Source organism: Labrys monachus (assembly GCF_030814655.1).
In the GTDB taxonomy this organism is placed as follows: domain Bacteria; phylum Pseudomonadota; class Alphaproteobacteria; order Rhizobiales; family Labraceae; genus Labrys; species Labrys monacha.
The window spans coordinates 5,677,829-5,689,919 of the sequence record NZ_JAUSVK010000001.1 but is presented as its reverse complement, the minus strand read 5'-3'; the positions used below and the strand labels follow the sequence as shown (position 1 = coordinate 5,689,919).

At 67.1% G+C, this 12,091-nt stretch carries 11 protein-coding genes; 2 read left to right on the top strand and 9 right to left on the bottom strand.

The genetic code is table 11. The features are described from left to right. Positions 1-422: 422 nt before the first annotated feature. The 7 genes from htpG to J3R73_RS25965 form a co-directional block, all read right to left on the bottom strand. Positions 423-2,339, bottom strand: a complete 1,917-nt coding sequence (gene htpG, locus J3R73_RS25995; protein WP_307434103.1) for a molecular chaperone HtpG — start codon at positions 2,337-2,339, stop codon at positions 423-425. Between the two features lie 81 nt (positions 2,340-2,420). Continuing rightward, positions 2,421-2,825: a hypothetical protein gene (locus J3R73_RS25990; RefSeq protein ID WP_307434101.1), complete on the bottom strand. Its 405-nt coding sequence runs from the start codon at positions 2,823-2,825 to the stop codon at positions 2,421-2,423. Positions 2,826-2,958: 133 nt separating this feature from the next. Further along, a complete protein-coding gene (locus tag J3R73_RS25985; protein ID WP_307434099.1) occupies positions 2,959-3,312 on the bottom strand; it encodes an HPr family phosphocarrier protein in 354 nt (117 codons plus the stop codon). A gap of 152 nt (positions 3,313-3,464) precedes the next feature. Then, positions 3,465-3,866, bottom strand: a complete 402-nt coding sequence (locus J3R73_RS25980) for a PTS sugar transporter subunit IIA (protein WP_307434096.1) — start codon at positions 3,864-3,866, stop codon at positions 3,465-3,467. Between the two features lie 291 nt (positions 3,867-4,157). After that, positions 4,158-4,613, bottom strand: a complete 456-nt coding sequence (locus J3R73_RS25975) for an HPr kinase/phosphorylase (RefSeq protein ID WP_307434094.1) — start codon at positions 4,611-4,613, stop codon at positions 4,158-4,160. Beyond that, positions 4,610-6,361, bottom strand: coding sequence for a sensor histidine kinase (locus tag J3R73_RS25970; RefSeq protein ID WP_370880015.1), 1,752 nt, complete (start codon positions 6,359-6,361; stop codon positions 4,610-4,612). Before J3R73_RS25970 ends, J3R73_RS25975 begins: the two co-directional genes overlap by 4 nt. A 100-nt stretch (positions 6,362-6,461) precedes the next feature. Next, entirely contained in the window at positions 6,462-7,160 is a 699-nt protein-coding gene (locus J3R73_RS25965; protein WP_307434091.1) for a response regulator transcription factor, read from the bottom strand. 325 nt (positions 7,161-7,485) lie between these two features. On the opposite strand from J3R73_RS25965, the gene J3R73_RS25960 reads away from it, so the two are divergent. Next, on the top strand, positions 7,486-8,289 hold the full coding sequence (locus J3R73_RS25960) for a HugZ family pyridoxamine 5'-phosphate oxidase (RefSeq protein WP_307434088.1): 804 nt from the start codon (positions 7,486-7,488) through the stop codon (positions 8,287-8,289). 128 nt (positions 8,290-8,417) lie between these two features. On the opposite strand, the gene J3R73_RS25955 is transcribed toward J3R73_RS25960, so the two are convergent. Continuing rightward, a complete protein-coding gene (locus tag J3R73_RS25955; protein WP_307434086.1) occupies positions 8,418-9,239 on the bottom strand; it encodes an alpha/beta fold hydrolase in 822 nt (273 codons plus the stop codon). A 113-nt stretch (positions 9,240-9,352) separates the two neighbouring features. On the opposite strand from J3R73_RS25955, the gene J3R73_RS25950 reads away from it, so the two are divergent. Further along, the gene (locus J3R73_RS25950) at positions 9,353-10,375 is read left to right on the top strand and encodes a GlxA family transcriptional regulator (RefSeq protein ID WP_307434084.1); all 1,023 of its coding nucleotides are present in this window, start codon (positions 9,353-9,355) and stop codon (positions 10,373-10,375) included. Here the strand turns inward: J3R73_RS25950 and J3R73_RS25945 are convergent. After that, positions 10,342-11,592 carry an MFS transporter gene (locus tag J3R73_RS25945; RefSeq protein ID WP_370880014.1) on the bottom strand — a complete coding sequence of 417 codons (1,251 nt, stop codon included), beginning with the start codon at positions 11,590-11,592 and terminating at the stop codon, positions 10,342-10,344. The genes J3R73_RS25950 and J3R73_RS25945 overlap by 34 nt on opposite strands. Between the last annotated feature and the right edge of the window lie 499 nt (positions 11,593-12,091).

Here is a 12,091-nt window from a genome sequence, read left to right as displayed (position 1 = left end):
GACGGCCGGGCGCGGCGGTCCGGTGGACGCCGCCCGATGCCGGCCGAGCGCCCATACAAGCACGCCGGCGGGAGCGGCACCATCCTGATCGGGGAGATCATCGTCCCGGCCGTCGCCCCGGGCGGCTTCGCCGCGGCGCAGGGCGCGGCGGGGAGCTTCCCGGGAGCGGGCATCCCGCCCATGAGCGCCGAGATAAAAGGAAGAGGCGCAGTTTTATCATCCCCGGGGCTTATCCCGGGTATCGAGACGTCGTGCAGAAGGAGGCAAGCGGCCCGGCTGGGTTGCCGGGACAAGCCCGGCAATGACAAATCCTGAACCGTTACGGGCCAAGAATCGCCTTATCCCAGCGTCCATGGGCCTTCCGCCTGCCCCTTGCTGTCAGACGGGAGGCGGACGAACGCCCGCGCTCCCGGGAAGCAGCCCTACCCCAGGCTGCGGGACAGCACCTGCGACAGTCTTTCGGCGAAGGCGGCCGGATCGGCCGGCACCGTGCCGTCGAGGATGCGGGCTTCGTCGAGCAGCAGCCGTGTCGCGCTTTCGACGAAGGGCAGGTCGGCCCCCGCTTCGCGCGCCGCCGCCAGGCGCGCCACCAGCGCATGGCGCGGATTGATCTCCAGCACCGGCTTCTGCAGCGCGCCTTCGAGCTTGCCGGCGCCGGCCAGGATCTGCTCCAGGCGCTTGTCCATGCCGTGTTCGGGCGCCACGAGGCAGACGGCGCTCGAGGTCAGGCGCTCGGAGGCGCGCACGTCCGAAACGTCCTCGCCCAGCGTCGACTTGGCGAAGGCGAGATAGGCGGCGACGGCGGACGAGACGTCCGGCGCCGCTTCCTCCGGCTTGTCGAGGAGGGGAATGAGAGCGAGGTCGGCCGCGCCCTGCGTCACCGACTTGAAGGGCTTGCCCTCATAGCCGAGCGCCGAGGTCACCCAGAAGCTGTCGACCGGATCGGCGAGCAGCAGCACCTCGATGCCGCGGGCGCGGAAGCCCTCGAGGTGGGGCGAGGTCTCGATGCGCCTGGCATCGTCGCCTGCCAGATAGTAGATCGCCGTCTGGTTGTCCTTCAGGCCTGCGACATAATCCTTGAGCGAGCGCCACTCGCCGCCCGAAGAGGTCGTCTTGAAGCGGGCGAGGCCCAGCAGCGCGTCGCGGCGCTCGAAGTCCTCGTAGAGCCCCTCCTTGAGCACCGCGCCGAAATTGTCCCACACCTTGGCATAGGCGCCGGCATCGGCGGTCGACAGCTTTTCCAGCTCGCTGAGGACACGGCCGGTCACTGCCTTGCGGATGGCGGCGAGCAGCGGGCTCTCCTGGATCATCTCGCGCGAGACGTTGAGCGGCAGGTCGGCGGAATCGACGAGGCCGCGCATGAAGCGCAGATAGCCCGGCAGCAGGTCGGCTTCGTCGGAAATCAGCACCCGCCGCACATAGAGCTTCATGCGGGCCTTGCGCTGCGGGTCGAACAGGTCGAACGGGCGCGAGCCGGGCACGAAGGCCAGCATCGTGTATTCCTGCCGGCCCTCGGCGCGGAAGTGGATGGTGAGCGCGGGCTCGTCGAACTGGCCGGCGACGCCGCGATAGAAGTCCGTGTAGTCCGCCGCCGCGATCTCCGCCTTCGGCCGCGCCCACAGGGCGGCGCCGTCAGAGATCTCGCGCGGCTCGGCATCGGGCTTGTCGGCGAGGAAGATCGGCACCGGCACATGGCCGGAATGGGTCTTGATCAGGCGCTCGACGGTATGGGCCTCGGCGTAGGACCTGGCGTCCTCCATCAGGTGCAGCACCACCCGCGTGCCGCGCTCCGGGGCGTCCTCCAGGTTCACGGCGGCGACCGAATAGGCGCCCTTGCCGTCGGAGACCCAGACATTGGCGGCCTGGCTGCCGGCGCGGCGCGAGAACACCTCCACCTTGTCGGCCACCATGAAGGTGGAATAGAAGCCGACGCCGAACTGGCCGATCAACTGGCTGCCTTCGGCCTGCTGGGCCGTCTCCAGCCGCTCCACGAAGGCCCTGGTGCCCGAGCGGGCGATGGTGCCGAGCGCCTCGATCATCTCCTCCGCGCTCATGCCGATGCCGTTGTCGGCGACCGTCAGGCGGCCATTGTCGGGGTCGAGGGTGATGCGGATGGCGCCCTTCTGGTCCTCGCCGAGAAGGTCGGGATGCGACAGGGCCTCGTAACGCAGCTTTTCGCAGGCATCGGCAGCGTTGGACACCAGTTCACGCAGGAACACGTCCTTGTCCGAATAGACCGAATGCACCATCAGGTGCAGCAATTTGGCGACGTCTGCCTCGAAAGTGCGGCTCTGCGGCGCCTGTGTGTCCGGCGAGGCGCTCTGCTCTTCAGCACTCATAACGATTCTTCACTCATGATGATTGTCGGAAAGGGGCGAAGGACTTCGCCGCAGCACAAATGGACAATTCATCCGTGCGTTTCAAGGCGGGTAGACGGGGAAGACGAGGAGATTCGCCGAATTCGGGCCGGATTCCGCCTCCGAGGGGGGCTCGACGCCGATGGTCGCCGCAGCCCGGCCGCCGGGACCGAGCGAGACAAAAAAGCCGGCCCTGGAAAGGACCGGCTTGAGATATTGGGGGTCGAAATACGCCACCTCGGCAAACCCGATCCGACAAAGTCGGGGGGCTGGGGGGCTGAGGTTTCCGGCTGTCGCCGGACCGGGTGCCGAGGTAACGTTGAAGAACCTCGCGCCGGGCTGAGGCTTCCGATAGGCCGTATTGCGGCGGAAACGTGACTTTTGATGAAGTTGTGTTTCTGCTTGCGGCGAGGCGAATCCGCTGGTCGGCGCATCGGCGCGCGCGCCGGCGATCTGCTTGGCAAACAAGGCTTTTTCGCTCCGAAACCGCGGTGATCCCACGCGTTTCCGCCCGTTGCGGACGACGCAGCGGCCCGATGCCCCGAGCAGTTCAGGCCCGGGCGGGACCGATCACGATTTCGTCATGAGGGGAGGGGAAGGATCAGGATTCTTCGCCGAACTTATGGGCCAGCAGAGCCTCGATGGCTTCCATGCAGGCCTCGGCCTGCCGGCCGGAGGTTTCGACGGTAATGGTGGTTCCGCGGGCTGCCGCCAGCATCATCAGGCCCATGATCGACTGGCCGCCCACCGTCTCGCCGCAGCGCGAGACCTTCACGGCGGCGTCGAAGCCTTCGACCGTCTGCACGAATTTCGCCGAAGCGCGGGCGTGCAGGCCCTTGTTGTTGACGATCGGCAGCACCCGGACGATCGCACCCTCGACGCTCGGCAACGGTACCGGCGCCTCTTCGCAAGGCGGGCCGTCGTTTCCCGGGTCTGCACCCCCCTGGCTACTCATGGAGGCCTCCGCCTGCATCTGGATTTGCGTACAGGCACCCGATGTCCTCGAGCCCCAACATTCGGCCCACGGATTGATGTAGGTCACCGTGTCGGCGAGCGCGCCGGCAGCGAATTGCGGCTCGCAGGCCGCCAGTTGAAGGGAACGACGACTCATTGTCCTGACAACACACGACTGGCGATATTGATGTATTTACGGCCGGCCTCCTGTGCACGGGTCACGGCTTCGGCGAGGGGAACCTCGCTGCGCAGACGTGCCAGTTTGACCAGCATGGGAAGGTTGATGCCGGCAAGCACCTCGATCGAGGGGCCGCTCATCACCGAGATCGCGAGATTGGAAGGAGTCCCGCCGAACATATCCGTCAACACCACCACGCCGGAGCCGGTTTCAACCCTGGCAACGGCATCGATGATGTCATGCCGACGCTGCTCGACATCGTCCTCGGGACCGATATCGATCGCTTCAACATTGCGTTGCGGCCCTACCACATGTTCCAGGGCCGCGAGGAACTCGGTAGCCAGATGACCGTGGGTTACGAGAACCAAGCCGATCATCGTTGAACCTGTACCATGAGTTCCCGCTTGCTGCCGCGCACGCAACAACAGGCAAGGTCCTTTTCGCTTTCGCGCCACCCGGTGCTGAGCAAATTGAGACGACGCCTCCGTAACGCACGGCTGGGGCGCTTTGAAGGCGCCTGAACAATCCGTAGCTCATCTGCCTGATAATATTCTTGCGATGCACAAAAACAAGTCTCTCGCCGGCTCACATTGTCGCAGTCTCGTCACACGCTGGCCGCAGCCGTTAAGGGAATGTGAACGGCAGCGTCGCCGCCCGGGCTGACATTGTCAACAGGCTGCCGGGCCGAGAAGGGGCAAAATCGCTTCGATGCGGGCCACGGCGCGGTCGAAATCCCGCGGCACGTAGAGATGGGCGACCTCGATGCCCTCGATCGCGATGCGATCGGCGGCGTCGGAAGCCAGCGCGGAAAATTCCGCGTCGGCGAGGATATCCACAACCAGGGCGACCGGCGCGGAGGGCTGATAGGCGATTGCCTCGATGCCGGCGCCCCGGCGTTCGATCAGTCCGGCGATGGTATCCGGGACATGGGCGACGAGATGGCCGCGCTCCGGCTCGACATAGACGCGGTCGTCGCCGACGAGGCGGGCGAAACGCCCGGCCGCCGGCGCGCTCTCGATGAAATGCAGCGCAAGCCGGCTCTTGCCGGCGCGGGAGGGGCCGCGCAGCAGCACGCCGTGGCCGCCGACGACGACGCAGGTGGCATGGATGGTCGGCTTCCTCATACCGCGGTGGCGGGCAGGCGGGCCACGAAGCGGGCGCCGAGCACGACCCCGTCCTTCTTGCGCGTCTCCGCCCACAGCTTGCCGCCATGCGCATCGATGATCTGCTTGGAGATCGACAGGCCGAGGCCGGAATTCTGGCCGAAGCCCTGGTCTTCCGGCCGGTCGGTGTAGAAGCGTTCGAAGATGCGGCTCAGCGCGTGGTCCGGGATGCCCGGCCCGTCATCCTCGATGGCGATCTCGATGTCGTTCTTGTTGCGGCGCAGGTTGATGCGCACCTCGCCGCCGGGCGGCGAGAAGGAGCGGGCATTGTCCACGAGGTTGTTGATGACCTGGCCGAGCCGCGAATCATGGCCGTTGATGAGGAAGGCGGCGGCGGGCAGGCCGGTCGGCACCGACAGGCGGACCTTCACGCCGTCATCCCGCTCGACGCTGTTGAACACGCTGGTCAGCGCCCCGAGCAGCTTGACGAGGTCGACCGGCTCGGCGGTCGAGCGCAGCAACTCGGCATCGAGGCGCGAGGCGTCGGAAATGTCGGAGATCAGGCGGTCGAGCCGGCGCACGTCGTGCTGGATCACTTCGAGCAGGCGGGCGCGCGAGGTGTCGCTCTTGGCGAGCGGCAGGGTCTCCACCGCCGAGCGCAGCGAGGTCAGCGGGTTCTTCAATTCATGCGCCACGTCGGCGGCGAAGCTCTCGATCGCCTCGATGCGGCTGAACAGCGCCTTCGTCATGTCGCGCAGCGCCCCGGACAAATGGCCGATCTCGTCGGAACGCTCGGTGAAGTCGGGGATCTCGTAGCGCGACTTGACGCCGTAGCGCACCCGTTCCGCCGCCTCCGCCAGCCGCCGGACCGGACCGGCGATGGTGCCCGCGAGCAGGATCGACAGGATGACGGTGACGGCGGCGGCCACCGCGAAGACCCTGAGGATGGCGAGCCGCTCCGCCGTGACGATCTCGTCGATGTCGCCGGGCCGGGTCGACAGCAGGAGGACGCCGAGCACGGATTTGAAGCGCTGGATCGGCACCGCCACCGAGACGATCGATTCGTTCTTCTCGTTGACGCGCACCAGCGTGGATGGCGAGCCGTTGAGCGCCGTCACCACTTCGCTGTAGCCCTTGCCGTTGCGGTTGCCGAGTTCCTTGTAGAGCGGCGTGTCGGAGCGGAAGATGAAGCGCTTGACCTCGTTCCACGCCCGCTCGACGACGTTCGGGGTCTCCCTGGGCGGCGGCAGGTCGGAGCGGATGATGTCGCTGTAGATGAACAAAGCGCGCGAATCGATCACCAGATTGCCGTCGCGGTCGTAGACGCGGGCCCGCAGCTTCGTCGGCGAGATCAGGCGCCGCATCAGCGGCGCGACCTTCTCCGGATTGATCGGGAAGTCGAGCGAGGTCGAATCGTCCGGATCCTCGTCGCCCGCCGCCTGCTGCTCCAGGAGCTTCTCCGGATCGATATGGATCGAGCCGGTCTCCACCGTGGCGGAGGCCGCGACGGCGCTCGCCATGATCTCGCCCTGGGTCAGCAGCGCCTGCACGCGGGCATCGATCAGGCCCTCGCGGAACTGGTTGAGATAGAAGATGCCGACGACCAGCGCCACCAGCCCGGCCAGGTTGAGGATGACGATCCGCCGGGTGAGGCTCGAGAAGGTCTGCACGCCGAGCGCCCGCATCATGCGCCGGAGGCGGCGGCGCAGGCTCAGCGAGGGCTTGGGGAGTTCGGGATCGTCCGGATCTCGGTCGGCGCTTATCGGCATCTGAACAACATGGTCACGCGACGCGGGGCTGCTGAAGAACCCGCGTTTGAGACGGTCAGCGCCAGTCTGGGGGAGGTCGGTCGGCGACCGGCCTTCCGCCTTACGCTTCCTTGAAGCGGTAGCCCACGCCATACAGCGTCTCGATCATTTCGAAATCGTCGTCGGCCTGCTTGAACTTCTTGCGCAGGCGCTTGATGTGGCTGTCGATGGTGCGGTCGTCGACATAGACCTGGTCGTCATAGGCGGCATCCATCAGCGCGTTCCGGCTCTTGACCACGCCGGGCCGCTGCGCGAGCGCATGCAGGATGAGGAACTCGGTGACGGTGAGCACCACCGGCTCGCCCTTCCAGGTGCAGGTATGGCGTTCCGGATCCATGCGCAGCAGCCCGCGCTCGAGGATCTTGGCGTCCGACGCCTTGGCCGCGGCCGCATCCTTGGGCTGGAAGCGGCGCAGCACCGCCTTGACGCGCTCGACCAGCAGGCGCTGGGAGAAGGGTTTGCGGATGAAGTCGTCGGCACCCATCTTCAGGCCGAAGAGCTCGTCGATCTCCTCGTCCTTGGAGGTGAGGAAGATCACCGGCAGCTCGGATTTCTGGCGCAGGCGGCGCAGAAGCTCCATGCCGTCCATGCGCGGCATCTTGATGTCGAAGATCGCCAGATCGGGCGGGTTGGCCTTCAACCCATCGAGCGCCGACATGCCGTCATTGTAGGTCTGGATACGGTAGCCTTCCGCTTCCAGCGCGATGGAGACCGAAGTCAGGATGTTGCGGTCGTCATCGACCAGCGCGATGGTAGGCATTGCATTCCTCGCATTTCGCGGAGCGATCCGCTTCGGCTTCTCCTGCGGTTCGGTGCAGAAGAAGCAGGACGGAGAACAGACACGAGGCCGGCTCGGGACAGCCTCGCTCTCTATAGTGGCGATCCCCATCCGGCAAATCACCACCCTTCTGGCATTCTACGCTCAAACCGGCAGAAATGTGACCGATTATTGGTCCGGCTGCCCTGTCATGTTGCTTATTGGTAATGAAAGGCCATTTTTGCCGCCGCCCCCTTGATTTCGGGCCCCGGCATGAAAGTCATGCGTCACGCGTCCCAACCCCGTGCAACAGGGCAGTTCCTTTACGATGACGACAGACAAGACGACCCGCCGGCCGGGCCAGCCGACACCGGCGAGCCAGCCGGCCGATTTCGACCCCGTGCGCCAGGGCAAGGCGCTGCTGCGCCGGATCCAGGCCGGGGCGCTGGCGACGCTCGACCGCCGCGACGGCGGGCCCTTCGCCAGCCTCGTCAATGTCGCGACCGATTTCGACGGCTCGCCGCTGCTGCTGCTGTCGAAGCTGGCGGCGCATCGCGCCAATATCGAGGCGGATCCCCGCATCTCCCTGCTGCTGGCCGAGACCGGCAAGGGCGATCCGCTGGCCCATGCGCGGCTGACCGTCACCGGCCGCGCCGAACCGGCCGGGGGCGAGGCCGTGCAGGCGCGCTGCAGGGAGCGCTTCCTGGCCAAGCATCCCAAATCGGCCCTCTATGCCGGCTTCGCCGATTTCGGCTTCTTCCGCGTCGCCATCGGCGCCGGCCATCTCAATGGCGGCTTCGCGCGCGCGGCCGAGCTCTCCGCGGCGGAGCTGACGACCGATTGCAGCCAGGCGGCGGCGCTGATGGAAGCGGCGCCCGGCGCCCTCGCGCATATGAACGCCGACCATGCCGATGCGGTCCGGCTCTATGCCACCCGGCTCCTCGGCGGCCGGGACGGCCCGTGGCGGATGACCGGCCTCGATCCCGAAGGCGCCGATCTCGCCTTCGCCGGCAGGACGCTGCGCCTGGCCTTTCCCGAGCCGGTGCACGACGCGCAGGCGCTGCGCGGCATGCTCGTGCGGCTCACGCGGGAGGCGCGATCCGCGGCGGACGGCCCTGCCGGCCCGCCGTGAGGCCGATGGCCGGCAGGAAGGCGCATCGGAAGGAGGGGCGATCGCCGATCGCCCGTTTTCTTTCCCATGCGCTCGGCATCGCCGGGAGGGGCGATCAGCGATCGCCCCCCGATGGCATCCGGCCGCCGTCAGGCCTTGATGAAGGCCAGCAGGTCGGCGTTGAACTTGTCCTGCTCCGTCAGGCTCAGCCCGTGCGCGCCGCCGGGATAGACGGTGAGTGTGGCATGGGGCACCAGCGTGACGGCGATCTCGGATGCCGCCGCGATCGGCACGATCTGGTCGTCGTCGCCATGAATGAAGAGGGTGGGGATGTCGATCTTCTTCAGGTCTTCGGTGAAGTCGGTCTCGGAGAACTGCTTGATGCAGTCGAGCTGGCCCTTGAGCCCGCCCAGCATGCCCTGCAGCCAGAAGGAATCGCGTGCGCCCTCGGACACTGCGGCGCCCGGCCGGTTATAGCCGTAGAAAGGCACGGCCAGGTCCTTGTAGAACTGGCTGCGATTGTCGAACGTTCCCTTGCGGATGCCGTCGAACACCTCGATCGGCAGGCCGCCCGGATTGCCCGGCGTCTTGAGCATCAGCGGTGGCACGGCGCCGACCAGCACGGCCTTGGCGATGCGGCCGCTGCCATGGCGGCCGAGATAGCGGGCGACCTCGCCGCCGCCGGTGGAGTGGCCGACCATGACCGCGTCGCGGAGGTCGAGGGCCTCGATCAGCTCCGCCAGGTCGTCGGCATATTGATCCATGTGGTTGCCGTCCCAGGTCTGGGTCGAACGGCCGTGGCTGCGCCGGTCATGGGCGATGACGCGATAGCCGTGCTGTCCGAGGAACACCATCTGGGCGTCCCAGGCGTCGGCGCTCAGCGGCCAGCCATGCGAGAAGATCACCGGCTGTCCCGAACCGAAATCCCTGTAGAAGATCTGCGTGCCGTCTTTCGTCGTGATCGTGCTCATTGTCCATCCTCATCGGCTTTGGAAGGCGCCCTGCCCTCCAGCGGGTTGAATACAGCGCCGGTCATGCTATGCAGATTGGCGAAAGTGACATTGATCGGGGCAAAACTGACAAAATGCCGGCTGATGACAATCCCTTCGAGATCGCCCTGCTGCTCTATCCGGGCGTGCGCACCGCCGCCGTCTACGGCATGATCGACCTGTTCGACGCCGCCAACGATACGGCGCTCGCGCTGAACGGCGCCCGCACGGCGAGCCTGCGCGTCAGCCAGTGGAGGATGGCCGAGGGCGGGACGGACGTCGTCTGCGTGGCCGACACCCATGGCGGACGCGCCAATCGGCCCGTCGCGGTCGTCGTCCTGCCGGCCCTCGGTGCGTTGCCGACGCACGAAGTCGCGGCGCCCTTCGCCCGCTGGTTATCAGAGCGCCATGTCGATGGTGCGACACTGTGCTCCGTCTGCGCCGGAGCCTTCCTCCTCGCCGAGACCGGCCTGCTCGCCGGACGGGCGGTGACGACGCATTGGAGCTTCGCCGAGACGCTGTCGCGCCGCTTCCCGGATATCCGCGTCGAGGTCGAGCGGATGATCATCGACGAGGGCGACATCATCACCGCCGGCGGCATCATGGCCTGGACCGATCTCGGACTGTGCTTGGTCGACCGCCTGCTCGGCCCGGCGGTGATGCTGGAGACGGCACGCTTCCTGCTGGTCGATCCGCCCGGGCGCGAGCAGCGCTATTACAGCAGCTTCTCGCCCCCGCTGGGCCATGGCGACGAGGCCATCCTCAAGGTGCAGCGCTGGCTCCAGTCCTTGGCCGAGGACGACGATGGCATGCGCGGCGTCACGCTCGCGGCGATGGCGGAGACCGCGGGCCTCGAGGAGCGCACCTTCCTGCGCCGGTTCACCAAGGCCACGGGGCTCAAGCCGACCGAATATTACCAGCAGCTCCGGGTCGGCAAGGCGCGCGCGATGCTGGAACTGACGGCGAGGAACGTCGATCAGGTCGCATGGGCGGTCGGCTATGAGGATCCGGCGGCGTTCCGCAAGGTCTTCCAGCGGGTGACGGGCCTGTCGCCGCGGGACTACCGGCGGCGCTTCGCCGCCGGTCAGGCCGCCGCCGCGCTCTCGGCGGCCGGCTGAAGCACGCGGCCGTCGGCCCGGTCCTGCGACCAGGAGACCGCGAAGACGGCGAGGCCGCCGATCGCCAGCAGCGCGCCGACCCAGCCGGTCGAGGCCCAGCCGAAGCCGGCGGCGATGGCAACGCCGCCGAGCCAGGCGCCGAGCGCATTGGCGATGTTGAAGGCGGAGTGGTTGAGGGCGGCGGCGAGCGTCTGCGCGTCGCCCGCCACATCCATCAGCCGCATCTGGATCGCCGGGCAGATGGCGAAGTTGCAGCCGATCAGGAAGATGCAGAGCGAGACGGCCCAGGGGTTGGCGGCCGTCAGCCAGTACAGCGCCATCACCCCGGCGTTCCACACCAGCATGCCGCCGATGGTGGGCATCAGCGCGCGGTCGGACAGCCAGGAGCCGACCATGTTGCCGACATTCATGCCGATGCCGAACAGCACCAGGGCCACCGGCACGAAGGCGGCGGTGAAGCCGGAGACCTGCGTCAGCGTCGAGGCGACATAGGAATAGACCGAGAACATGCCGCCGAGGCCGATGGCGGGGATACCTAGCGTCAGCCAGACCTGCTTGCGCCGGAGGGCGCCGAGTTCCCGCAGCGGGCTCGCGCCCGGCGAGGCCCGGTCGAGCGGGAGGAAGATGACGATCAGCAGGGCCGTCAGCGCGCCGATGCCGCCGACGGCGGCGAAGGTGAGGCGCCAGCCGAGCAGCTGGCCGAGCAGCGTCGCCAGCGGCGAGCCCACCAGCGTGGCGAGGGTGATGCCGAGCATCACCCGCCCGACCGCCTGGCCGCGCCGGCTCGGTTCGGCCATGCTGGCGGCCACCAGGAAGGAGACGCCGAAAAAGGCGCCATGCGGCACGCCGGCGAGAAAGCGGAACAGGATGAGGGAGGCATAGGTCGGGGCGAGCGCGCTCGCGACATTGCCGAGCGCGAAGAAGGCCATCAGCCACAGGAGGAGCGTGCGGCGTGCCATCCGGGCCGAGATCACCGCGATGAGCGGGGCACCGACGACCACTCCCAGCGCATAGGCGCTGATCATGTGGCCGGCCTGCGGCTCGCTCACCTGCAGCCCGGTCGCGACGTTGGGGAGGATGCCCATGCTGGCGAACTCGCCCGAGCAGACGCCGAAGCCGCCGACGGCGAGCGCGAGCTCGATCCAGCCGGCGCCGAAGCGGCGGGAGACGGGAAGGGGGGAGAAATCGGAAAGGGAGGCGGTGGCCGGCTGGGTCACGACGAGACTTTCGAAAGGCAAGGGGCGGACAAAACGAATTGCAGCACGGCCGGCAGGATGCCCGGCATGCGGAAATACGAGGCTCGAGGAATTACGAATGCCTCCGCCGCAATGCGATATCGCATTGCAGCAGAGAATTTATAAATCGATTCATCCTACAGCTTCATGAAATTTCGAGCATTGCAAAATTTTCATACCCTCCTGTCGAATTCGGTGGGGGCCATTCGCCGGGGTGCGGCGCACGACGCCTCGATGCCGCTGCCGCCCGCAGGGCGCTGCAGCCGCCGACGAGGGTGAGTTGGCCGGCAGAGGGCTCCCGGCCGCTCCGCTGCAGAGCCGATCGATCTTCCTCCTCCTTGGTCGATGGCGGCTTGCCGCTGACGATGGAACAAAAAGCGTACGAAACATTGACTCCTCCGCTTGCGGCAGGCAGGCTGAGACTATGACGACATCGGGCGCCCGGAGCTTTGCTTCGGGCGTTTTGCGTTTTCGGACGCCG